Source organism: Brevibacillus jepli (genome assembly GCF_047229145.1).
Taxonomy (GTDB): Bacteria; Bacillota; Bacilli; order Brevibacillales; family Brevibacillaceae; genus Brevibacillus.
In genome coordinates this window covers 14,860-38,860 of sequence record NZ_JBFEFW010000013.1, presented here as the reverse complement: position 1 = coordinate 38,860, position 24,001 = coordinate 14,860, and the positions used below count along the sequence as shown (strand labels likewise).

24 protein-coding genes are annotated in these 24,001 nt (G+C 48.0%); 7 read left to right on the top strand and 17 right to left on the bottom strand.

Annotated elements, in window-relative coordinates:
* The first annotated feature begins 169 nt into the window (after nt 1-169).
* Nucleotides 170-1,312, top strand: coding sequence for an N-methyl-L-tryptophan oxidase (solA, locus tag AB1L17_RS15620; RefSeq protein ID WP_412844541.1), 1,143 nt, complete (start codon nt 170-172; stop codon nt 1,310-1,312).
* A gap of 47 nt (nt 1,313-1,359) precedes the next feature.
* Here the strand turns inward: solA and AB1L17_RS15615 are convergent, their stop codons facing one another.
* From AB1L17_RS15615 to AB1L17_RS15565, 11 genes are all read right to left on the bottom strand, one after another.
* Nucleotides 1,360-2,190, bottom strand: a complete 831-nt coding sequence (locus AB1L17_RS15615) for a protein-glutamine gamma-glutamyltransferase (RefSeq protein ID WP_412844345.1) — start codon at nt 2,188-2,190, stop codon at nt 1,360-1,362.
* Nucleotides 2,191-2,617: 427 nt separating this feature from the next.
* Complete coding sequence (locus tag AB1L17_RS15610) at nt 2,618-3,529, bottom strand: DMT family transporter (protein ID WP_412844344.1); 912 nt, start codon at nt 3,527-3,529, stop codon at nt 2,618-2,620.
* 99 nt (nt 3,530-3,628) lie between these two features.
* A complete protein-coding gene (locus AB1L17_RS15605) occupies nt 3,629-4,054 on the bottom strand; it encodes a GNAT family acetyltransferase (RefSeq protein ID WP_412844343.1) in 426 nt (141 codons plus the stop codon).
* Nucleotides 4,055-4,148: 94 nt separating this feature from the next.
* Nucleotides 4,149-4,847 (bottom strand): LrgB family protein, encoded by a 699-nt coding sequence (locus tag AB1L17_RS15600; protein WP_412844342.1) that lies wholly within the window; start codon nt 4,845-4,847, stop codon nt 4,149-4,151.
* Complete coding sequence (locus AB1L17_RS15595) at nt 4,825-5,214, bottom strand: CidA/LrgA family protein (protein ID WP_412844341.1); 390 nt, start codon at nt 5,212-5,214, stop codon at nt 4,825-4,827. Before AB1L17_RS15595 ends, AB1L17_RS15600 begins: the two co-directional genes overlap by 23 nt.
* Before the next feature lie 113 nt (nt 5,215-5,327).
* Nucleotides 5,328-6,224, bottom strand: a complete 897-nt coding sequence (locus AB1L17_RS15590; RefSeq protein ID WP_412844340.1) for a LysR family transcriptional regulator — start codon at nt 6,222-6,224, stop codon at nt 5,328-5,330.
* 111 nt (nt 6,225-6,335) lie between these two features.
* On the bottom strand, nt 6,336-7,457 hold the full coding sequence (locus tag AB1L17_RS15585; protein WP_412844339.1) for an Ig-like domain-containing protein: 1,122 nt from the start codon (nt 7,455-7,457) through the stop codon (nt 6,336-6,338).
* A gap of 94 nt (nt 7,458-7,551) precedes the next feature.
* Nucleotides 7,552-8,739, bottom strand: coding sequence for an ROK family transcriptional regulator (locus AB1L17_RS15580; RefSeq protein WP_412844338.1), 1,188 nt, complete (start codon nt 8,737-8,739; stop codon nt 7,552-7,554).
* Nucleotides 8,740-8,894: 155 nt separating this feature from the next.
* The gene (gene metA, locus AB1L17_RS15575; RefSeq protein WP_412844337.1) at nt 8,895-9,812 is read right to left on the bottom strand and encodes a homoserine O-acetyltransferase MetA; all 918 of its coding nucleotides are present in this window, start codon (nt 9,810-9,812) and stop codon (nt 8,895-8,897) included.
* Nucleotides 9,813-9,987: 175 nt separating this feature from the next.
* Nucleotides 9,988-11,247, bottom strand: a complete 1,260-nt coding sequence (locus tag AB1L17_RS15570) for a Glu/Leu/Phe/Val family dehydrogenase (RefSeq protein ID WP_412844336.1) — start codon at nt 11,245-11,247, stop codon at nt 9,988-9,990.
* 198 nt (nt 11,248-11,445) lie between these two features.
* On the bottom strand, nt 11,446-12,894 hold the full coding sequence (locus AB1L17_RS15565) for a nicotinate phosphoribosyltransferase (RefSeq protein ID WP_412844335.1): 1,449 nt from the start codon (nt 12,892-12,894) through the stop codon (nt 11,446-11,448).
* Nucleotides 12,895-12,979: 85 nt separating this feature from the next.
* Here AB1L17_RS15565 and AB1L17_RS15560 point away from each other — a divergent pair, with 85 nt between their 5' ends.
* The 4 genes from AB1L17_RS15560 (at nt 12,980) to AB1L17_RS15545 (ending at nt 16,227) form a co-directional block, all read left to right on the top strand.
* On the top strand, nt 12,980-13,681 hold the full coding sequence (locus AB1L17_RS15560; protein WP_412848875.1) for an MOSC domain-containing protein: 702 nt from the start codon (nt 12,980-12,982) through the stop codon (nt 13,679-13,681).
* A 15-nt stretch (nt 13,682-13,696) separates the two neighbouring features.
* Nucleotides 13,697-14,383, top strand: a complete 687-nt coding sequence (rluF, locus tag AB1L17_RS15555; protein WP_412844333.1) for a 23S rRNA pseudouridine(2604) synthase RluF — start codon at nt 13,697-13,699, stop codon at nt 14,381-14,383.
* A 187-nt stretch (nt 14,384-14,570) separates the two neighbouring features.
* Nucleotides 14,571-15,839 carry a threonine synthase gene (gene thrC, locus AB1L17_RS15550; protein ID WP_412844332.1) on the top strand — a complete coding sequence of 423 codons (1,269 nt, stop codon included), beginning with the start codon at nt 14,571-14,573 and terminating at the stop codon, nt 15,837-15,839.
* Between the two features lie 187 nt (nt 15,840-16,026).
* Nucleotides 16,027-16,227: a cold-shock protein gene (locus AB1L17_RS15545; RefSeq protein WP_048031267.1), complete on the top strand. Its 201-nt coding sequence runs from the start codon at nt 16,027-16,029 to the stop codon at nt 16,225-16,227.
* A gap of 441 nt (nt 16,228-16,668) precedes the next feature.
* Here the strand turns inward: AB1L17_RS15545 and AB1L17_RS15540 are convergent, their stop codons facing one another.
* Nucleotides 16,669-17,328: a Crp/Fnr family transcriptional regulator gene (locus AB1L17_RS15540; RefSeq protein ID WP_412844331.1), complete on the bottom strand. Its 660-nt coding sequence runs from the start codon at nt 17,326-17,328 to the stop codon at nt 16,669-16,671.
* Nucleotides 17,329-17,506: 178 nt separating this feature from the next.
* Between AB1L17_RS15540 and AB1L17_RS15535 the strand changes: the two genes are divergently transcribed.
* On the top strand, nt 17,507-18,217 hold the full coding sequence (locus tag AB1L17_RS15535) for an alpha/beta fold hydrolase (protein WP_412844330.1): 711 nt from the start codon (nt 17,507-17,509) through the stop codon (nt 18,215-18,217).
* 49 nt (nt 18,218-18,266) lie between these two features.
* Here the strand turns inward: AB1L17_RS15535 and AB1L17_RS15530 are convergent, their stop codons facing one another.
* Nucleotides 18,267-19,694, bottom strand: a complete 1,428-nt coding sequence (locus AB1L17_RS15530) for an aminotransferase-like domain-containing protein (RefSeq protein WP_412844329.1) — start codon at nt 19,692-19,694, stop codon at nt 18,267-18,269.
* Between the two features lie 111 nt (nt 19,695-19,805).
* On the opposite strand from AB1L17_RS15530, the gene AB1L17_RS15525 reads away from it, so the two are divergent.
* On the top strand, nt 19,806-20,729 hold the full coding sequence (locus AB1L17_RS15525) for a DMT family transporter (RefSeq protein WP_412844328.1): 924 nt from the start codon (nt 19,806-19,808) through the stop codon (nt 20,727-20,729).
* A 62-nt stretch (nt 20,730-20,791) separates the two neighbouring features.
* Here AB1L17_RS15525 and AB1L17_RS15520 read toward each other — a convergent pair whose 3' ends face one another.
* The 4 genes from AB1L17_RS15520 to AB1L17_RS15505 form a co-directional block, all read right to left on the bottom strand.
* Nucleotides 20,792-21,784 (bottom strand): hypothetical protein, encoded by a 993-nt coding sequence (locus AB1L17_RS15520; protein WP_412844327.1) that lies wholly within the window; start codon nt 21,782-21,784, stop codon nt 20,792-20,794.
* Complete coding sequence (locus AB1L17_RS15515; protein ID WP_412844326.1) at nt 21,765-22,331, bottom strand: RNA polymerase sigma factor; 567 nt, start codon at nt 22,329-22,331, stop codon at nt 21,765-21,767. Before AB1L17_RS15515 ends, AB1L17_RS15520 begins: the two co-directional genes overlap by 20 nt.
* 133 nt (nt 22,332-22,464) lie before the next feature.
* The gene (locus tag AB1L17_RS15510) at nt 22,465-23,442 is read right to left on the bottom strand and encodes a DUF4367 domain-containing protein (protein ID WP_412844325.1); all 978 of its coding nucleotides are present in this window, start codon (nt 23,440-23,442) and stop codon (nt 22,465-22,467) included.
* Entirely contained in the window at nt 23,420-23,992 is a 573-nt protein-coding gene (locus tag AB1L17_RS15505; protein WP_412844324.1) for an RNA polymerase sigma factor, read from the bottom strand. The genes AB1L17_RS15510 and AB1L17_RS15505 overlap by 23 nt, the downstream gene beginning before the upstream one ends.
* Between the last annotated feature and the right edge of the window lie 9 nt (nt 23,993-24,001).

The window sequence follows — 24,001 nt, the reverse complement described above, 5'->3', positions numbered from 1 at the left end:
ACACCACTTTTCTTGACTTATGATAATAGCGTAATCTCCTTTTCCCGCCCAACTCAGGGGATAAACCTTATTCAGAACAAAAATATTACTCTTTACACAAAAATTAAAATCCACAATTCAGAAAACTCCTGTAAGATAGATGAAAATGAATCGGAATGGAGGACGAATGATGCAAAACTACGACGTCATCATCGTTGGGGCAGGATCAATGGGAATGGCAGCTGGCTACTATTTGGCCAAACAAGGGGTACGTACCCTCATGCTCGATGCCTTTGATCCACCGCACACCATGGGCAGCCATCACGGCGATACTCGAATCATTCGGCATGCCTATGGAGAAGGCAAGCAGTACGTCCCGCTTGCATTGCGAGCGCAACAACTGTGGTCTGAATTGGAGGAAGCAGCAGGCACCCCTATCTTCGCCAAGACAGGCGTATTGAACGCAGGGCCGTTGGATTGTGAATTCTTGAGGGAAATTCAGGAGAGCGCCGAGCAATACTCCCTTCCTTTGGAAGTGCTCAGTGCCGATGAGATCATGCAGCGCTGGGCAGGGATACAATTGCCGGCTGACTACTACGGTTGTCTGGAGCCTAGCTCGGGTGTACTGTATTCCGAAAACGGCATCCGAGCCTATCGAGAGCTGGCCCTTGCCGCAGGAGCAACGCTGTTAACCAATACGCGGGTCACACAATTGGAGCCAGCAGGTGCCGGAGTCATCGTTCATACGGAATCTGCAAGCTACCATGGCGATAAAGTTCTCTTATCAGCGGGAGCGTGGAACGGATCACTCCTCGACGCATTGGGCTTGTCCATTCCTCTCGCGCCGACACGTAAAACAGTCGCTTGGTTTGGTGCCGACGAGAGCAGATACCGTGCAGATTGCTTCCCCGCTTTCATCTTTCGCCTAAACGACTCCATGTTCTACGGCTTCCCTAGCTTTGATGGCACTGGTGTAAAAATCGGACGCCACGACGGCGGACAAGCTATCGAGCCTGACAAGCTGGAACGAACCTTTGGCAGCTATTTATCAGACGAAGGAGATGTTCGTTCTTTCTTGGAAGCATATATGCCTGGGGCGGCCGGACCTTTGCGACAAGGCAAGGTATGCATCTACACGATGACACCAGATGAGCATTTCGTCATTGATCGTCATCCAGAGCATCCACAGATTGTCTTTGCAGCGGGCTTTTCGGGGCACGGTTTTAAATTCGCCAGCGCAATTGGGGAAGCGACCAGCCAACTGCTCGTAGAGGGAGTATCTACCCTTGATTTGTCCATGTTTTCGTGGAAACGATTCTCCTGTCAGGATTGAGTGAAAAAGCCTCTTGCCGTGGTGATGGCTTGAGGCTTTCTTTTGCTTTACCACTCCCAAGACAAGGAACCGATTTGCGCTGTGATTCGACTGCTTTCTTGAACCGAATGTCCGGAAACACGCATGATGTAGCGACCGTTATCGTATGGAAACAAATAGGCAAAGCCAGGGCGAGTTGCCTGATTGGCCAGATAAGCGGATCTCATTGCTCCCTCTCTACGTTGTTCATTCAAGAATGCAATCATGGCATTCGCGCGTTTGATACCTGCCCCATGCCCGTAATATAAACCACCACCGAGAACCACTGCGTTTTCTCCTTGCCACTGCGGTGTCGCGCGATTGTAATCCGGATTAGGAAAATACACCACATCTCCAGGCAAGAATGTATTTGTCCTCAACGTTTGCAAGTCCAGATCCTGGTCGTACCGCCAGTCATAAAGCAGGATGTCCGCAAACATCCTCTCGAAGTCAGGTAAACGAATGGACTGTAGCACGGCATGATAAATAATAATGACCATGGCAGTCGCGCACTCTGTAGCGTATTTGTTGCCCTCTCGAAAAATATTGATGATCCCGCTGGATGGTAACACTCCCGGTCGCAAGCGAAATCCGCCCTGGTCTGTTCGAATCCAGTACACTGGGTTGGCACGCGAATTTTCAAAGGTAGAAAAGGCCAGGCCGCTATCGTTCAGTGCTATGGCAGACCTCACCAGATGGTCGCGCATTTTCAGCTCGAACTGCAAGAGATCAGGAGTCGGGTATTCAAATACTTCCCGGCTGTCTGCCATAATGGCTACCGTTTCACGCTGTACCGCATTTAATCCCCATTCCGATGCAATGGCGGCGGGATTAACTGGTCTCCCCGCTATCACAAGCATATACAACCTCCTCTTCGCACACTGTCCTTCTTATTTGTATGCGAACGCCCATGTCCAAGTGATCGACGAAGAAAAACCATCCGAGAAGCACTGAATGTCTTTTTGGTTTGAGTCAACATAGTGGAGGAGAAGAAAAAGCACAGTTCTCTTCGACTCTGACACGCCAGCATGTGGGATTCACTGGCCGTCTCCACTTCAAAAAGGGGACCGTCGAGCCAAAGCCACCCTACGGGCGGGAGTTTCTCAAGGAAGAAGTGTTCGACAAGCGTGCTCCCCTTTTTGAAGTTCCGACTGAGTAGGCGTTGTCAAGGTCTACGAGCTCTGTGCTTTTTCTTCTCACCAGCTTTGTCCTTCTTCCCCACCACAACTTATAAATTCCTATCTAGTAAAAAATCCCCCGCCTGCTTTACCAGACGAGGGTTCTCCTTTAGCCTTGTGCTTGCTTAATAGCATGTGTGGTTGGGGTCGGGACGTGCTTTAAGCGCGAGAACATATAACAGCCGACAATGACGATGACACTGCCAAGCAGTTGGATGATGGTCATACGTTCCCCGAGCAATAGAAAGGCGAGAATCGCAGTGAAAATGGGATTGAAATTGAGGAACATACCCGCAGAGGTTGCGCCCACCTCCTGCACACCGATATTCCACAGCACCATGCTGACCACCGTCGCCAGTACGCCGACATAAAACAACGACAGCCAAAACGTCCAGTCTGTGTTGCTGATCGTAAACGTCGTAACATTGAAGGGCAGCATCAGCGCGACACCAAATATACCCGAGTACAGTGTGGACATCATCGGCGAAACAGTCTTCATCGCCCAACGCCCGCATACAGAGTAAATCCCCCACATGGCCACAGCGGCGAGCATCCACAAATCACCCGAGTTAAAGTGCAGCTGGGACAAGTGTGTGATATCACCCTTCGTCATGACCACGAGTACGCCCGCAAACGAAACAAGCATCGCCACAATCTGCAACGGTCTGATTTTTTCACCCATGAGTAAAAAAGAAAAAATCGCGATCGAAACCGGATTCAGCGTGGACAAAAGGCCGACATTGGTCGCGTCCGTCCGTTCGAGTGCCCAAAACATGAATAAATTAAAGAGTGCTACGCCGGTCACTCCCATCACAATCAGCGGAATCAACGACTCACGGGTCGGCAAAATCCGCTTTTCGCGAATCCAGACCACCGGCAACAAGCAAACGATAGCGATAAGCCAGCGCAAATTGGTCAGCGTCAAGGACGACGCGTGCCCGACAAGAAACTTACCGACAACGAAATTGCCTCCCCAAAGGAAGCTGGTACTGAGTAATAGGACGATATAGAGCGGTCTCATGCTGCCTCCTGCCAAGTTGAAAGAGTCGTGGAGCTATTATTTGTCCTCTATCATACACCTTTCGCCAGCATTTGGGCGGTCACGATGCACTTTCCATTTTTATCCTTTCGCAGACGTGATCCACTTCTCCATGAAAATCAATTCATCTCGCTCATACCCAAGCTGATTGTAAAAGGCTTGTACACCATGATTGGCCGGCTCGATCAACAGATTAATCTTTTCACACCCGATATTCGCCATCCGCTTTTCCAGCTCATCCATCAGACTGCTCCCTATGTCTTGTCCCTGGAAATCCGGATCGACAGCCAGATGATTCACCCATCCCCGCCGCCCGTCATAGCTGCCCATTACAGCTGCTACCATCCTGCCCTCCTCATTCATTGCCACCAAGAAAAGCTCTGCGTCACGATCCAGCTTTTTCAGCAGACCCTCACATGTGTCCGATCTGGAAAGCTGGAGTCCGGCTCGCTGCCATAGCTGAGTGACTTCCTCGTATTGTTGCAAGGAGAACGACTCAATTCTCACGTTTAATCACCACCACTCTGTATTTTTATTCTAAACAACCAATATTTATTCAGTAAGTGTAATACAAAAAGGGGCTATCTAACAGCCCCTTCCTTCACACAGCCAACCACGACATGATTACCGGCAGCAAGGTAAACGCCCACACCACTGTAATCATGGCTCCAGCAATCACAGCCAAAGTCGCGCTGCTTCCTTCTGCTTCCCCTCGCTCTAACGCTTTTACCATCCCCAACGCATGAGCGCCCATTCCGTACATCAAGCCGATGGAGACAGGATGCCGGAGCTTCATCCTTTTTATAATTGTAGGAGCCAGAAAAACGCCCGCGAAGCTCGTTAGCATGCCGAATACTGCCGTCATCGTCGGCAATCCGCCAATTGCCTCGGTCACACTCACCGCGATCGGCAGTGTAATGGAGCGAGGAATGACGCTAAGCGCCGCTTCTTTTCCCAATCCAACCAGCATCGTCGTAGATACTCCCGCGATGATGGCGATGAGAGAACCCGTAGCAAGACTCGTCAAAATCATTCGGCGATGCGCCATTAATACGGACCAATTTCGGTACAACGGAACCGCAAATGCGACGGTAACTACACTCATCATCTCGCTAATGAACGACGTCGCTTCACTGTAAACCTGATAAGGAATGCCCGTGAAAAGCAAAAACAGAATCAAGCCGACCGGTGCCAATATGGCAGGAGAAAACAAGAGAGACGGTTTCTTCTTGTTGAATCGTTTTGCCGCATAGAAGAAAACGAGCGTCAGGATCAGGCTAGACGTTTTCCACAGGATCATGCTGCTTCACCTCTCCACGATTGAACATACGCTCAGCAACAACACCTGTTGAAATCATCACAAGCGCACAACCGCTCACTACGACCACGAGTACCAGCAATCCTTTTACTCCCAAGAGCCATGGATATTGCATCATACCGACCAACGAAGGAACGAAAAACAGGATCATTTGTGAAAACAACAGCGTAGCTCCCGCTTCCACCCACTGTAGACGTATCCAGCCGCTATATAGACAAATAAACAAGAGCAAAAGTCCGATCAGACTGCCGGGAACAGGTAAGTGAAAAAACGAGGACACCCATTTTCCAATCCAGGTGAAACCGAACAAAAGCAAAACTTGTGCAATGATGGAGAACCATCTTTTCATCGAGACCACCCCGGTTCCTCTACAAAAGTTGTTCAAAAATCATCTTTTGAACTAGGTACCTTCATTCTAAATCGTCTCGATTCCATTCGTACAATACATATAAATCATCAATTCTATTCCATTTGGTTATGGCTATACATTTTTTCTACAAACGAAATAAAGGCCTTTGTCGCATGCGATAAATACCCTTCTTTTCGATAGATCAACGCGTACTGCCAGTCAATGACAGGGTAGGAAATGTTGACGGTGTGCAATTGTCCGTTGTTCAAGCGTCTCACGATGGAACGGGGAACGAGTGAAATCCCCAGCTGCGTAGCTACCATCTCTCCGACAAAATCCCATAAAGAGCTCATGTAGGCGACTTTCGGCTCGAAGCCGGACAGCATGCACGCATGGCGCACCACATCATGCATCGCGTACTCCTCGGTAAACAAGATGAAAGCCTCGTCCTTGAGCTGTTCCAGGCTCACCTCAGCCACTCCCGCGAGCCAATGCTCCCGATGAACAATCGCGACGAGGTCCTCCGCGAGCAAGGGAACAGCCACGAATTTCTCCTGATCCGCTGGAAGCACGGTTAATGCCACATCGATGCTTCCTTGCTCCATTTGGATTTCAAGCAGCTTGGCACTGTATTCCCTCATCTCGATATCGATGCCTGGATACTGCTTTTTAAACAAGGCAATCACATTCGGCAGGAGAAAAGAACCCACGGTCGGCATCATGCCCAGTTTGACCCGACCACGCTCGACATTTCGTATTTCTGCAATGGACGATGTCATCCCCTCCATGAGCTGCAGCACTTTTGTTGCATAGCTGTAGACCATTTCCCCTGCGTCTGTCAGATCCATCTTCCGCTCTGTCCGATCCAGCAGAACGACCCCCAGCTCTTCTTCCAATGCTTTTATCATTTTGCTGATGGAAGGCTGCGAGACGTGGAGGGATTGCGCGGCCTTCGTAAAGTTTTTACGTTTAACTACTTCCACAAAGTATTGCAGCTGTCGAATATCCATGGATGTCCTCCGTCTTCGTCCAATCAAATCGTTAGCTACAGATTACCACAGCGGTGAGCTCACGAAAAAGCCAGGCACGCATTCGCGCCCTGGCTGTTCATCCATCGTGATTTACTTCACGGTTATCTGCAATTTCACTACTTTTCCATTGTACGTAGCCGCGATCGTTGTACGCCCTGCCTTGAGAGCCGTGATCTTGCCATCTGCTACAGTCGCAATCGAACTGTTCGTGGAAATCCAGTCCGCTTCGGTTGTGATATCCACTTTCGTTTTGTCGGTATAAACAGCAGATACCTTCACGTCTTTTGATTCGCCGACCTTGAGGGTAACCTTTTTCGTGTCATATTCCAGCTTGGAGATGACAGCCGATTCTACAGGAATCGTGATCGTTTTGCCTCCGTAAGTCGCTTTGATCTTCGTTTTGCCAGAGCTTACAGTCGTCACGACTCCATTTTCTACTGTGGCGACTTTATCATTGTCAGATGTCCACTTTGCTTTGCTTGTCACATCAACTTTTTCTTTGTTGGACAGAGTAGCCAACAGCTTAATGGACTGGGTAGTATCTGGACGCAGGTACAGCTTTTTCTGGTCACTCTCCAGCTTGGAGACAACATCCACCTCTACCGAAATCGATACGTTTTTTCCTCCGTACTTCGCCTTGAGCTTGGTCTTGCCCGAGCCTACTGCCGTCACCAAACCATTCGTGACGGTCACGACTTCCGTGTCATCACTTTCCCACTCTGCACTGGTAGTTACATCAGCGGTTGTCTTGTCCGAAAAGGTTGCTGTTGCGTTAATCTGTTTCGTACCTCCCACGCTAAGAGCCAGTTTCTTCTGGTCAACAGAGAGCTTGGAAATCACTTCGATCTCAACAGGGATGCTCACGCTTTTGCCCCCGAAGCTTGCTTTTACTCTTGTTTTGCCAGAATCAACGGCTGTCACCAAGCCTTTTTCAACTCTTGCAATGTCACTGTCAGAGGAAGTCCACTCTGCTTGCTGTGTGACGTCTTCTGTCGTTCGATCAGCGTATTGCACGCGAACAGTCAACTGCTGGGTCCCAGCTTTTTTCAATGTTATTGACTTTGTATCAGCCACGAGCTTGGAAATCTTCTTCTGTGTGCTGGCTGTCGTCTCGGAATTTGCCAATGCCGGTACTTGACCGACACTAGAAAAGATGAGCCCAACTGTAACAGCGGCAGCGAGCAGACCTTTTGGCCAGTTTCTCTTTCTCACACTTCCATCTCCTTTTTTCCCCTCTACTTTTCCATCATTTTCTATATCGGTAAAACAGCCATACTTGTTGAATACAAAATAGCAAACAAAGTCATTACTCTTCTGCCCATGTCCCCGCCAAGGGAGCAAAGTGCTGCATAGCCAAGGCTCCGGCCCCCATGACAATGGCTTCTCCTTGCAATTCGGACGGAATCACCCGAAATTTGCCCTTGAATGGCTCCCATATCACCTGGTCGCGATGCTCCTCGACCAGATCGATGATTTCGCGATAATTCTCTACCAAATCACCGCTTACGATCACCGTATCTGGATTGTACATGCAAACAATATTATTGATCGTGATTCCGATGTACAACGCTGTACGGGAGACAATTTCCTTCGCCCAGCGTTCGTCGTTCCGTGCTGCCGCAAACACTTGACGGACATCACTGACATCCTTCACACGACGCGCTTCCATGATCAATGAATTTTCGTCTATGTAGGTTTGCAGACATCCGCGCTTACCGCATTCGCACAGATTCCCATTCGGATCGAGGGTCGTATGCCCCAGCTCTCCTGCGCTATTGGACCCTCCGCGAAACACTTCGCCATTAATAATCAAAGCAGAACCGATTCCCGTGCCAATGCCGATCAAGGCTGTCTTGTTCGAGCCTTTGGCAGAGCCATACAAGTACTCCGAGAGGATTTTTACCTTCAAATCGTTGTCGATTACGGTTTTGATTTGCAGCTTTTTTTCGATGAGGCTGGCGAACTCTACGTCCTTCCAGTCCAGCGTAGTAGAGAGCTGAACAATCCCTCGCTCATAATTGATCACACCCGGCACCCCAATGCCTATCCCGACCACTTTTTCCAGTGGAATACCTGTGTGGTTGAGCATTCCTTTGATCTCGTCGCAAATCAGCTCAGCCGTCTCGTCTGGTGTTGAATCCTGTGTCTTGTGATCCACCCGATGCTGCGCGATGATCGCTTCGCTAAAGTCCATAATTCCAAAGCTGATGCGCTTTTTCGCTATATCGACGCCGATTGTATAAATAGCCCCCGGCTCGATATCGAGCATGATGGCCTTTCTTCCCACGCCAGATGAGGTCAGCTCCGTCTCCCGAACAAGCCCCTCTTCGCACAGCTCACTAACGAATCTGCCAATCGATGTGGCACTCATCCGCGTAATTTTGGCGATTTCGGCTCGTGAAATGGGCCTTTGCTTTTTGATAATATCGAGGATCATTTGTTTGTTATGCTGCTTGGTGACGTCCTGATCTTGTTTCACGATTTTTTTCATCATACAAAACTCCTATCTTGCTTGAATTCCCGTTAGCATTCCTGCGCGATTATTCTCACACTACCTGTCGCCATTTATTACGTCAACTGGCGCCAGAAAACTTGTCTGATGACCAAACAAAAACCACCCGATCACCTCGGATGGTTTCTATGTTGCTTTCACTTGTTGTTGTTCAAATCATACGGTGTCTCTTGGTAAACGTAATAGTTTAGCCAGTTGGAAAACATCAGATTCGCATGCGCCCGCCAGGTGACGATTGGATCGCGGCTCGGATCGTCCTTTGGATAGTAATGTCTCGGTACCGCAATATCCAAGCCTTTGTTCACATCCCGCTGGTACTCATCCTGAAGAGTAGTCGGATCATACTCGGAATGTCCCGTCACGAAGATTTGTCTGCCATCCTTGGTCGCTACGATGTAGACTCCTGCTTCATCAGACTCGGACAAAATCTCCAGCTCAGCTACCTTCTCGATGTCTTCCCTGCGATTTTCCGTATGCCTGGAATGCGGAATGTGGAAGTAGTTATCAAATCCGCGGAACAGCTTTACATTTTGCTTATTCAGCGTATGAGGGAAGATTCCGAACATTTTATCTGGCAAAGGATGCTTCGGAACGCCAAAGTGGTGGTAAAGACCCGCTTGTGCTCCCCAACAAATATGCAGTGTCGAAGTGACGTTCTCCATTTTCCAATCGAGAATTTCTGTCAGCTCCTGCCAATACGTGACGTCCGTGAACTCGAGCATCTCCACAGGCGCTCCCGTGATGATCATGCCATCAAATCGCTGGTCACGGATCTCCTCAAACGTTTTATAAAACATCGATAAGTGTTCTTCCGACGTATTTTTGGACGTATGACTGGACATGTGCAAAAGCACGATTTCCACCTGCAGCGGTGTATTCCCCAGGAGGCGGAGCAACTGTGTTTCCGTCGTTTCCTTGACTGGCATCAGGTTAAGAATGACGATCCTGAGCGGTCGTATGTCCTGTGTGAAGGCACGGCTCTCCTTCATCACAAAAATATTTTCCTGGGCGAGTATTTCCGTTGCAGGCAATTCGTCGGGCAATTTGATTGGCATAAAGATCCCCCTTTCCATCCTTTGAACACAGGTAGAAAAACAATAATCCGACAAATTCGACAAAAATACTAGCCTTCCTGCTAATCACATAGGGGAAAGTTTAGAAAACTTTGCTACGCCAAGCGTCCGATAGTAGAAAAAACCCCCTTGCAAACTCGTTGCAAGAGGTCTTCCCTTAAATCCACCCGCGTGCCTCCATCGCCTCTGTAATCCGCAAAAGCGAGATCATGTAGGCTCCCGTACGCAAGTCGACCTTGTAGTTATCTGAGAGTTCTTTTACCGCTCGATAGGCGTTAATCATTGTCGTTTGGAGCTTCTCGTTTACTTCCTGCTCGGACCAATAGTAATTCATCAGGTTTTGCACCCACTCGAAATAAGAAACGGTTACTCCACCTGCGTTGGCGAGAATATCAGGAATGACGGTCACTCCTTTTTCCCTCAAAATGGCGTCCGCATCCGGTGTAGTTGGTCCGTTTGCCGCTTCTGCTATCCACTTAGCCTGAATGCTGTGAGCATTCGCTGCGGTGATGACATTTTCCAGTGCGGCCGGGATCAAAATGTCCACTTCCAGCTCTAATAGCTGCTCATTGGATATGACCGTACCACCTACATATTCCAGAATGGTGGCGTTATCTTTTAACTGGCCTACCTTTTCGATGTCCAGTCCTGCCGCATCATAAATACCTCCACGTGAATCACTCACCGCCACGATTTTGAAGCCCAGCTCCGTCAAAAGCCTCGCTGCTATTCTTCCTGCATTGCCAAAGCCTTGAATCGCGACAGTTGTTTGTTCCGGCTTGCGGGAAGAATCTTTTAATGCCTCTAGTATGGTAAAGACACATCCACGGGCAGTCGCTTCGTTTCTTCCTTTAGAGCCGCCGACAGAGAGCGGTTTGCCAGTGATGACTCCTGGAGAATACGCTCCTTTTAATCTACTGTAAGTATCCATCATCCAGCCCATAATCTGCGGGGTCGTATAAACATCAGGTGCGGGTATGTCTGTCTCTGGTCCGACAATATCAGCGATGGCTTCCATGAAGCCGCGGCTGACTCGTTCCAGCTCGTTCTTGCTGAATTCGTGAGGATCACATATGACGCCGCCTTTTCCGCCGCCATAAGGAAGACCAACCACGCCACATTTGAATGACATCCACATAGAGAGTGCCTTTACTTCATCCATCGTCACATCCGGATGAAAGCGAATCCCTCCCTTGGTCGGTCCTACCGCGTCATTATGCTGAGATCGGTATCCTTCGAACACTCGAACACTTCCATCATCCATCTTCACAGGAAAGCTGACGGCCAATACCCGTTTGGGTCGCTTTAAAATTTCTACAGCATCGCTTCGCAAGCCCAACAATGCCGCTGCTGCATCAATTTGTTTCTGCACAATCTCGTATGGATTCAGGTTTTCTTTCTCTACTGTCTTTAGCATCTCTCTTCCTCCCCAATACTTTTCACATGCGTTTTCTATATCACCTTGGCGCAGAGCTAAAGGATGAATGGAGTAATTATATACGATGCATGTAAATTCAGACAATTTATTTTCTTTGTTTTCACATTATTGTGTTATTTTTGGCAAACAAATAAAAAACGCCCGATGCATCTTCTCGACACATCAGACGTTTTTCTCCTATTTTTTCAAATAAGCCTTCATCAGCTTTGTTTTCGTATCCCACATCTCTTCACTGATGTGCAGACGATAATGCTCCGGATTCAGCATACGCAAGTATTCTGGCCAGAACAGCTTGAGCTGCTCACGATGGTAGTCACGTATCTCCTGGAGAGTCGGCAGCTCATATACCAGTTCGCCATCCACAAACACTGGAACCAAGAGGGACTCTGCCTGGTAGTTCTCCAAATGCTTGCTCAAATACGTATGGCTCGGATGGAACAAATGGAGAGGGGCTCCATCTTCAACTGCTGTTTCATGCGGGAAGCACATGTAGTCAGCGATCGCTTTGCCTGTTTCCGGATCGATCAATCGGTACATATCTTTGATGCCCGGCGTTGTGACTTTTTCCGGATTCCCGGAGATTTTGATGGTCGGCTGGTATTCTCCGTCCGCGCCTTCGCGCGCCACCAGCTTGTATACGCCTCCGAGCGTCGGCTGATCCGCTGCCGTGATGAGCTGTGTTCCTACTCCCCAGCTATTTACGCGTGCTCCCTGTACTTTCAGGTTCATAATCGTGTGCTCATCGAGATCGTTGGAAGCGACAATTTGCACATCGGTCATGCCTGCCTTATCAAGCATTTCGCGAGTCTTGCAGGACAAATACGTCAAGTCGCCACTGTCCAAGCGCACCGCCGTCAGCTTTTTACCTTGTTTCTCCAGGCGTTTTCCGACCTTGATTGCATTGGGCACGCCGCTTTTGAGCGTATCGTAAGTGTCGACCAGCAAGGTTACCTGTCCTGGTAGAGCTGCTGCGAAGCGCTCAAATGCTTCCTCCTCACTCTCGAAGCTCTGTACCCATGAGTGAGCGTGCGTCCCTTTTGTCGGAATGCCAAACATTTTCCCTGCCAGCATGTTCGAGGTTGCGTCGAAGCCAGCCAAATAAGCTGCCCGCGTCCCCCACAGGGCTGCATCTGCCTCCTGTGCCCTTCTTGTTCCGAACTCCATCAGAACGTCATTGCCTGCCACGTTTTTAATCCGCGAAGCTTTAGTCGCAATCAGCGTCTGGTAATTCATGTAGTTCAACAGGGCCGTCTCAACCAGCTGCGCTTCCATGACACGCCCCTCTACACGAATCAATGGCTCGTTCGGGAACACCATGGTTCCTTCCTTGACGGAGTAGAGCGAGCCCTTAAAACGAAGCTGGCGCAGCTCCTCCAAGAACTTCGGATCGTAGTTCTCCTCTTGTTCACTCAAATACTTCAGATCGCTTTCTTCAAAGCGCAAATTTTTTATATAAGAAACAATACGTTCCAATCCGGCAGATACGGCATATCCATTGCCAAAAGGCAGCTTGCGGAAAAACGCTTCGAATACGACCTTCTGATTGTGTGTACCGTTCACCCAATGGGCGTACATCATGTTTATTTGATATTTATCTGTGTGTAGTGCCACACCAAAAGATTGCATGTCACTTAGGCCTCCTGTGTATTCCTTTCTATCATCATACCAGAAGCGTCCGCTGGTGCCCATCCGCTGTGGAGGATATGAGGGAATGTGGTATAGTATGTGGATAAAAAGAGAAGCAATCGTACAGGCTGGGAGTGAGATTATGTTGGAAAGAAAAATCGTTACGATTAGTAAAGGATTGCCCAAAAGTAATATGTACAACGGGAAAGAGTATCTCTCCGGCATTTGGAAGGAAGAAGCAGACGAGCTCGTCGTTCGTGCGGAGAAAATTGATGACGACGATATCGCGAATCCACAATACCATGGTGGTCCAGACCGCGTCGTCTGTGCGTATCCTTTTGAACATTATGCCCATTGGGAGAAGAAATTCGGCCAACCTCTGACCAATTCGGCATTCGGAGAAAATCTCACCCTTGCAGGCATGACCGAAGAACAGGTCTGCATCGGGGATGTGTATCAATTCGGTGATACCATTCTGCAGGTTACCCAAGGCAGATATCCGTGTGCGACCATCAACAAGCGAAACAACAATAATCAGCTGCTCAAAGCAGTGGTGGAAATGGGCTATACAGGCTATTTCTTCCGTGTCTTGCAGGAAGGGACGATCAAGCCGGACGCGAAGATTACCCAAATCACTGCCCATCCGCAGCAAGTAACGGTGGCATCGATCCACCACTTGTACTTCCACGACAAATCACCGTCCCAAGAGACGATACAGCGTATGCTCGAGGTAGAGGAATTGGCTCTGCCCTGGCGTAATAAATTATTGGAAAAACAGCAGCAATAACGAAAGGAACGTCTCATGCGAATTAATAAGTTCATCAGTGAAACCGGCATTTGCTCGCGAAGAGAAGCAGATAAATTAGTCGAGGCCAAACGCGTGACGATCAACGGCCAGGTCGCGGAACTGGGAAGTACGGCTGAGCCTGGCGATGACGTGCGCATTGATGGCAAGCCACTCGGTACCAAAAAGAAAGACGTCTACATCGCCTTGAACAAGCCCGTCGGGATTACGTGCACGACTGAGCTGCATGTCAAAGGAAACATAATCGACTTTGTGGATCACCCGGAGCGGATTTTTCCCATCGGGCGTCTGGACAAGGATTCGCAGGGCCTCATCCTGTTGACCAATGACGGGGATATCGTAAACAAAATTTTGCGTGCCGAGAACAATCATGAAAAAGAATATATCGTCACGGTAGACAAGCCCATAACGGCAAATTTCTTGCACGGAATGGCAAATGGCGTGCGCATTCTGGGAACGACCACAAAACCGTGCAAAGTAACCAAAGTCGGTGATCGCGTCTTCAATATCGTGCTGACGCAAGGTCTGAATCGACAAATCAGACGGATGTGCCAGGCATTCGGCTATCAGGTGCGGAAGCTTGAGCGGATTCGCATCATGAACATTTCACTTGGTCATTTAAAACTGGGACAATGGCGCAATCTAACGGCCAAAGAATTGACGGATCTGAACAAAAGCTTGTGAGATAGAGACGGTTTTGGAGTATGGAAGGTGTGCTCCTTGCCGTCTTTTTTTATGCGGGAGAATTTTTTGTTTTTACTGAAAACTCCATTTACACGTCCCTCTTCTGCGTTTACCATATAGGAAACCATACGAGAGAAAAGAGGTGGAGAGATTCGCCCGGCTCACTTTTCGGGTGAATCATAGGACGATGAAACTGGTTTGTGTCGATTGCAGCAAGGAAGTGCCCGCACACTCGTTTGACTATCAATGCGCTTGTGGCGGCTTGTTTGACATCATCCACGATACGGCTCATCTGGATGCCGATCGATTGAAGCGCGTCTTTCATGAGCGGCTGTCAGAGCGCATTACCCCTTATGCGAGCGGAGTATGGCGCTACAAGGAGCTGATTTTTCCCGAGCTTCCTGAAGAATACATAACGACCAAGTACGAAGGAAATACAGGGTTATACGCTTCTGAACACATCCGATCGTATGTAGGAAGCAACAGCAAGGTATGGCTGAAGGCGCAGAGCGAGAACCCAAGCGGTTCGTTTAAAGATAACGGAATGACCGTCGCCGTCTCACATGGTCGCTCCCTTGGCTATCAACGCTTCACCTGCACATCGACTGGTAATACCTCATCCTCTCTCGCCATGTATGCTGCACTTGCCCATGGTGAATCGTACGTGTTTGTCCCGAACAAAAACATTTCGTTGAATAAAGTCATGCAAACGCTCGCCTACGGAGCGAAGGTCATCAGCTTTGATGGCACCTACGATGATGGCATCCACTTTTACGAGCAATACAGCAAGGAACTCGGTCTCTACATCTGCAATTCCATCAATCCATTCCGCATCGAAGGCCAGAAGAGCATCGTGTACGAAATCGCTCAATACCTTAACTGGAGCCTGCCGGATTGGGTCATCATCCCTGGCGGAGCGCTGAGCAATGTGACTGCTCTGGGTAAGGGCTTGCAGGATTTGAAAAATCTTGGCTTCATTGAAAAGGTACCTCGGGTGGCGCTCATACAGGCTGAAGGCGCCAGTCCGTTCCATCGCATGGTCGCAGGCGGCCATACCGAGCTAACACCGGAACCCAACCCATATACACGCGCCTCTGCACTAAACATCGGCAATCCGCCCAGCTGGAAAAAAGCACTACGCACTTTGGAAGAAACGAATGGCATTACCTGCTCCGTGACCGATCAAGAAATTCTCGACGCCAAAGCATGGGTAGACAAGAGCGGGATTGGCTGCGAGCCTGCCTCTGCTGCTACTGTCGCTGGATTGCGCAAGCTCATCGCAGGTCAGGTGATCGACAAGGACGAAACAGCCGTGTGCATTTTGACGGGTAACATGCTGAAGGACACCGATGCATTGCATGAATATCATATGGGGGAATCAACGTCCGCGAGCTATCCGAATAAAATTGTCTCTGCACAGCTTACGTTAGAAGCGATTGGCGCCATGCTTTCGTAACACTCCAACTGTATTTTCTTTGATCAACATACGCGAATGATTTGCTATCCTTTCAATATCCTGTTATGCTAGTATAGAATTATTTTTGTTCGAAGCAACGGATAGCGTAGATAACAAATTTCGTCTTGATGACCTGAGAGCAAGGATAGTATTATATGTGTGGTTATCACACTAGGAGGCAATAACAATGGAACAAGGTACAGTAAAATGGTTTAACGCAGAAAAAGGTTTTGGTTTTATTGAGCGCGAAGGTAAAGAAGACGTATTTGTTCACTTCTCTGCTATCCAAGGCGAAGGTTTCAAATCCCTTGACGAAGGTCAAAAGGTTACTTTTGACGTAGAACAAGGCCAACGCGGACCACAAGCTACTAACGTTCAAAAAGTTTAATATAGCCATACAAAAAAACAGACTCCTGTAACGGGGTCTGTTTTTTTGTTGGATGAAACACAAACGAAAAACCCTACTCACGTAAAATGAGCAGGGAATGCTACAAGAACAGTAAATGGTAGACTCAGTATAGCACAGTCCACATCGCTTCCTAAAATTTTTATCGTATTTAGCCGAGAAGACTCCCACTTCCAAGTCATGCATAGCTTGACGAAAGTGGGGGGTGAATCGGCTTCGGACAAGGGAACATTCGCCCTCTCTGACCGAAAAGCGAAAACCAAGCAGGTAGGTCAGAGAGCAGAGTCCACGTACACGTTTTGTCATAACCGAGGAATTACGGGGATTCTTGGGTAATCTCTCGGTTGCGAGAGATTACCCAAGAATCCCCCACTTCAAGGCGCTAGCCTAAGTGGTGGGATCGTTCAAATTTTCAAAAACGGATTATTCGGCCGTGGGCAATCTGGAACGTTGAATATGCGTAATTTGCCCCCGTGCTACACGTAATAGCCCGTCCTTTTCCATCTTTTTCAGTGTCCGACTAATCACTTCACGAGCAGTCCCCAGCTCAATCGCCAATAGATCATGCGTAATCGCAAGCGTATCATTCTCCGCACGTGTATGCTCGATCAAATATTCGGAAATTCGTACACGAATGGATTTGAAGTTAATGTCGTCAATTAAGTTCGACATGATAATCAGACGCCGGGCGAACGATTTAAAAATATACTGGCGAAAATCTTGATGCTTCTCAATCCATTTCTTATAAACCTTCGTCGGGACGTTCAAGACCATACTAGGCTTCTCCACACAAGCCGAGGCTTCATACACCGTTTCTCCCAATATACTAGACGCGATCAGTGGGCAGCACTCTCCAGCCGTGAGCCTGTACAACGTAACTTCCCTGCCATCACTGCTCAACTTAAAAATGCGAACCAGCCCATCCAAGATTAATGGCGCATTCTCCAAAAACTCGCCTTCATCAATAGTAAAGTTGGCTGGAACCATAGTAATGGAGATTCCCTCCTCTTGCCACTCTTCTGGAGTAAGTGCAGCCAGACTTGGAAAACGTGCAAGGACTTCCGCAATCTGATCCTTTTGCATATGGACGAAGAACCTCCTTATGAAAAAAATAACTTGGTGACAAAGTCACAGATTTACGAAACAGATTTTTATTATTATTGCACTCAAGAAGAACGAACACAAGAACACCTTGTTTAATCGGAAATCGCTTCGTTAACACTAACGAACGATCATCATGAAACGAAGGAGATGTGTGTAAATGAGTACTTTTGTATTGGTTCATGGAGCTTGCCAAGGTGAATGGGTATGGGAAAAAGTAAAGCCTGAGCTGGAAGCATTGGGACATAAGGTCGCGACATTGGACTTGCCTGGAAGTGGACAAGACATGACACCTCCTAAGCAGGTAACGCTGGATCTCTACGTAGAGAAAGTATCTGAGTTGATCAAGCAGCAAAACGAAAAAGTAATCCTTGTCGGACACAGCATGGGTGGCGTCGTGATTACGCAAACAGCTGAAAAAGTACATGACAAAATTGATAAGCTCGTCTACCTTTGCGCATTCTTGCCGAAAAACGGGGAAAGTCTCGTAAGCAAGTCAGAAGGAGAAAAAGGGCCGGAATTCGAATTGAATGAAGCCGACATGACGCTGGCTCCCAAGCTTGAGACTGTGGAAGAAACCTTTTTCAATGCAGTCGAGGATGAGACGCTGAAGCTGGCTTCGATGAAGCGCTGCCGCCCGCAAGCACTGGCGCCGTTCACACAGCCTGTACAAATTACCGACGAGAAATTCGGAAGTATAGATCGCATCTATATTGAAACAAAGCTGGACAACGCGATTCCAATCGATTTCCAACGCAGAATGAACACAGAAACACCTTGCAGCAAAGTCATTACCATGGAAGCGGATCATGCGCCGTTCTTGTCGAAACCAGAAGAGCTGGTAAATCATCTCGATCAAGTAAGCAAGTAATCATAGGAGGAGAGTACAAGGCTGCCGACCATCATGTCAGCAGCCTTTCTTATTCCTCATTGTTCAACTGGTGAACCGTACGAACGAGCCTTTGCAAACCGTCTCTCAGCTGTTGCTCATTGAGGTACGAATAGCTGATGCGAATCCAAGAGCTTAGCTCCCTCAGCGGGTCACAGATTGCACCGGGCACAAACGTAATGGATTGCTCCATGCACTTGCCCAGAAGGCTTTCCATCGGGACGGAATCAGGCAGCTTCACCCATAAATTAAAGCCTCCGGGAGGGCTGGACCACTCCCAGTCGGTGGCAGACAGCTCTTCTTCCATGATGTCCCGGCGAATGGCCAGCGCAATCCGTAGCTTCGCCAAATGCTGCTGCATTCGCTCGGAAAAGAAATAATGCAAAAAAATCTTTTGATTCAACAAGGGCGCTCCACTGTCGGACAAGGATTTCGCTTGAATCAAATAGTTCATCATAGATGGACGGCATGCCACAGTCGCAATGCTAAGCCCCGGCGCGATGTACTTGCTAAAGCTGCGAAGATAGATGACATAGCCCGCCGTGTCGTAAGAAAAGAACGGCAGTGGAGGTTCTTCGTCAAAGTAAAGATCGCGGCACGGATCATCCTCTACGATCAGACACTGATACTTTGCAGCCAGCTCCACCAGGCTCTTTCGTTGTTCAGCGGGAACCGTATAGCCGGTTGGATTGTGAAAGGTCGGATTGAGATAAAACAAGCGCGGCTTTTCTGTTTGCATCAACAGCTCGACCTGCTCCAAATCATACCCATGCGGCTTGATTTCAATGGGAATCATTTTGGCTCCCTGCCTCCTGAATACATCGATCGCAGGACTGTATGTGGGTCTCTCCAGCAATACGACATCACGCTGCTTTACAAGAACTCTGGCAACCAAATCAATCGCTTCCTGCGAACCTGATGTGATCAACAGCTCATCGGGTGACAGGTGAAAATGATAACGGCTAATATAATAATTGCACAGTGCTTCCCGCAGCTCCTGGTCTCCCTGAGTGGTTGAGTAGGTACCCAGCACCTTTGGATACAGATCAAACACTTTCTTCACGTACTCCGAGAAATAAAGATTCGGCAATAAATTCGGTTCGATCAATGCTTTGGAAAATTGATAAGTCGCCTGCACCTGATGAATTTCCGAAAGGTGACTCTTGTGCACGTAGGCAGAAACGATCGGATCATTAATCGAGTCCACTGGCAGCAGGCTGCTTGGTTGAACATAATACCCCGACTTATCCTTCACGTACACGTGGCGATTTTGTTTTAATAATTGAAATGCTTTAAACACAGTCAGGCGATGCACGTTCAATTCCAACGCCAACGTTCGAACAGAAGGAAGCTTCTCATGTGCCCTCCACTCTTCACGTCTGATCCGGTCCAGAAGGTATTCATACACTTGCTCGAACAGCTTATCAGAATGGCTGTTTGAAAGAGCCTCTCTTTTCATGCAAGCTCCCCCCTTTCCCCCATGATAAATCGTTGACCCTCACATCTGTTCTATTCAATCCCATCTGTTCTATTCCCTTCCCGTTATGATAAGGAAAAGGGAGGAATCATAATGGTACTGCTCAATTATGTGGTCATGTGCTTGATATTCGGAACGACTTTTCTGGCAATCAAAGTCGGGATTGATGCGGGGGCGCCGCCGTTTTTCTCAGCAGGGCTTCGCTTCTTTCTGGCAGGTGTGATTTTGTTTTCATTCATGCTCTGGAAAAAACAGGCGCGTCTTTCACTGCTGCTCCATAAAGAGATGGTTTTGACCGGAATCGGTTTAACGTTTGGGACATTTGCCACCTTGTACTGGGCGGAGCAGCATATAAGCTCAGGTATCGCTGCGATTCTTTCTGCAACAGCACCGCTCATGGTCATGCTGCTTCAGACAGGCATTTCACGGCAAAAGCTATCTGCCATATCGTGGGTTGGTTGTCTCGTTGGATTTATCGGTGTCGTCTTGCTGATTTTACCCGGTGCGACTATCTCGTTCAGCTTCCTTTGGCTCGCTGGGTGCATGGCGGTTATCTTTGGGCAACTCTTCTATTCGGCTGGTACCGTTTACTCCCGCCGCGTCATTCAACGGTTTTACGACACCTCTCCCATCGCCTTGAATGCGGCACAGATGTTGTACGGAGGAGCAATGCTGCTTGTTTTATCGCTGTTCACGGAGCAGGTGCATATCGAATCGATGCTATCGACGAATGCCATCATCTCTCTCCTGTATTTAATCTTCGTTGGCTCCATGATGGGACACACCATTTTCTATTGGCTCGTTGCCAAGACCAATCCTGTGTTCCCATCCACGTGGCTCTATATCTCGCCGTTGATTGCCTTAAGCCTGGGCGTCATCCTGTACAATGAGCCGCTTTATCTGCTGTCGTTAGCAGGGGGAATCACGATTATTGTCGGCATTATCCTGATTAATATGGATGGCTTGAAGCAGTTGATGGGTAAAAAACACAATAAGCTAAGTGACATTAGCCATTAGCGAAAGAAAAGGAGTACCACAAGAAAGCTAGGCGCTTTGTGGTACTCCTCTTATGCTTCTCTTTATTTTGTATCGTTGATTTGCTTGGCGATTTTGATCAGCTCGTCTTTGGATGCGACTTGTTCATCAGCTTGAACAGAGTATTCCAGATTCGTTCCGTTTTTCACCCAGATGAGCCAATACGAGTTTTCGCCTTTTTCAGACGTATGCGTCATAAGAGCTGCTTCATTGTTGCCAATCATGACTTTTTCAATGACGTCTGCACTCGTTCCCGATCCTCCTTCTTCGGCGATTCGTACCTCTACCCAGACCTTGCCTTTCTCAGACTGATAGGCAACATTGGTATATGCAAACTTGTTGCTCAATGGAATTTCTGTAAAGGCGTATTCTTTATTGTCCTTGACAGCTTTTGCCTTTAATGCTTCCACGTCGACATCATACTCGTAGTTTTCCTCATAGTTTACTTCTCCTTCCAGGAAGCGGTAGCCTCCAGGAATCTCGCTTGGCAGAGTGAACATCTTCCCTACGATCGGCTCCATATCCTTCCATGATTTATAAACAATCGGTTTGGATACGACCGTAATGTCCGGATGTTTTTTCTTCGTATAGATAATATTATTTTGGTTTTCCCCCTGTTCTTTTGTTGGCTTCCAGTAAATAGCCGCAGATGTTCCAGGCTTCAGGCCATTCTTGATTTCTGTCGTGACCTTACCCACGTATTCTCTTTTCTTCCGTCTCTCCTCCATTTTTGCTTGATCCTCTGGAGATAGCTGCTGAAACATTTGCTGTTGTTCTTGAAGCTTATGCTGAGATAGCTCAAATACCACTTCGCCCTTCTCATTTTTCAACTGGATCATTTCCATCCCCGCCCATACGGAAGACGCTCCGACCAGCATACCTACGGTAACTAACAAACCAATTTTCTTTTTCACGACTTTCTCCTCCTTGTTTTCCTTGGCACGAATGGCTGCCATGACTTTATGTTTGACATCGACTTTCGGGACTGGCTTCGCTACCAGCATGTCTCGCATGTGCTTAAACGGATTTTTGTCCATTAGCGGCCACCCCTTCCATCGTTGGCAAATAACGTTTGCACTTTTTCATAATCCGATCAAATTGCTTGCGAAGAGCCTCAGGTGGTTTATCCAGCAGCTCTGCGATTTCCTCGTACTCTTTTTCCTCCAGCACTCTCCAAAAAACGAGTGACCGTTCCTCAGTGGACAACCGATTCCAAATACGCTCCAAAAGCTCTTCGCTATTAGGGCGATCGATGTGCTCCTTCACACTTCCACGGTGATCCTGTTTGTACAGAAAGGGCAACCAACGGCTTAGCTTTCTGCGCTTTAGCACATTCCCACAATAGTTGTGAGCAATTCGATAGAGCCATGCTGAGAAGGATAAGGCGGTCGTATACTGTTCCAGATGCTCGTAAGCGTGAAGCAAAACTTCCTGTACAGCCACCTCTGCTTCTTGATGATGAGAGAGCATATGGTAGCAATATGTAAAGATCGGTTGCTGGTAGTGATCGATGATGATTTCAAACTGTTCGAGAGAGCCACTTTTTATTGCATGCAGCAAGAGCTCTATCTCTTTTTTTTCCACGCTTTGCCCTCCTTTCACTGTGAATAACAATCGGGATCTTCTTAATGTGACATGTTTTTTCGAAAATTATAAAAATCAATCACTCAACAAAACCCCCAGCGTGGTATAGCACCCACGATGAGGGAATCCCTTATTATTTCACTTGATTGATTTGTTCCGCCATTTTCAGTAGCTCTACTTTCGTGCTCACACTCATATTGGCTCTCAGGCTATAGTCCACCTTTGTCCCATTTTTCACCCATTGCAAAGAGTGAACGGTGTCCCCATTTTCAGGTGCGAACGTGGAATACACGGCTTCATTGTCGCCGATCTTGACCTTCTCTAGATTCTGCGCAAATGTACCTCCACTTTTATTCTTGTCATCCAGAATGGATACTTCTAAGAAAGCACTCCCTTTCTGGCCCTTGTACTCAATCTCTGCATTACGAAGCTTGTCCGATAACGGAACTGGTTGTACCACGTATTCTTTTTTCGTTCTTTCTTGTTCTTCTTTCATCGCTTTCTCATCATACTTGTCACTTGGGAGATAGATCGCTTCGCCTGCTGCAAACTTGAAGTCTGTCCCAATCTCTGCCGGGACCTTGAACAGATGGCCGATCTTTTGTTCCATGTCCTTCCACGTAGTATAGGTAAAAGGCTTGGAGCGTACATCTACGAAAGGCTTGCTGTTTGGATTTGATTCCAACTGAAGTTTTGTCAGCGGCCAATAAATGGCAACCGCTTCTCCTGGTTTTAATCCATTGACGATTTGTTCCCCGGTATCCAACTGTTTATAAATCTCTGCATTTCTATTCTTGATCTGATCCTTTGTGTCAGGGGGTAGCTGCTGCATCATTTGTTGCTGTTCTTGCATACTCATTTGTTCAAGCTCCAGCACTACTTCGCCCTTTTCATTTTTCAACTGAATCATTTCCATCCCCGCCCATACGGAAGACGCTCCAACCAACATACCAACTGTAACTAACAAGCCAATTTTCTTTTTCACGACTTTTTCCTCCTTGTTTTCCTTCGCATAGATGGCTGCCATGACTTTATGTTTGACATCGACTTTCGGGACTGGCTTCGCTACCAGCATGTCTCGCATGTGCTTAAACGGATTTTTGTCCATCATCCAGCACCCCTCCCGTCGTTGGCAAATAACGTTTGCACTTTTTCAAAACACGCTCGAATTGCTTGCGGAGGGCCGCAGGCTTTTTGTCCATCAGCTCTGCGATTTCCTCGTACTCTCGTTCCTCTAGCACCCGCAGGAACATGAGTGTTCGTTCCTCGGCGGACAGCCGTTTCCAGATGCGTTCAAGCGGCTCCCCAAAATAATTGCTGTCGATGCTCTCCTCGACATAGTTGCGTCCATCCTGATCCCTGTTGTACAAAAAGGGCAACACGCGGCTTAATTTCCTGCGCTTTAGTACATTCACACAGTGGTTGTAAGCGATCCGGTACAGCCATGCGGAAAATGACAGCGAGTACGTATACTGTTCCAGATGCTCATAGGCACGAAACAGGACTTCCTGGACAGCGTCTTCTGCATCTTGGCGATGACCGAGCATGTGATAGCAGTATGTAAAGATCGGTTGTTGATAGTGATCGATAATGAGTTCGTATTGCTCAAGAGAACCAGCTTTTATTTCTGTCAGCAGGCGCTCTATCTCTGTTTTTTCCACGGTTTGCCC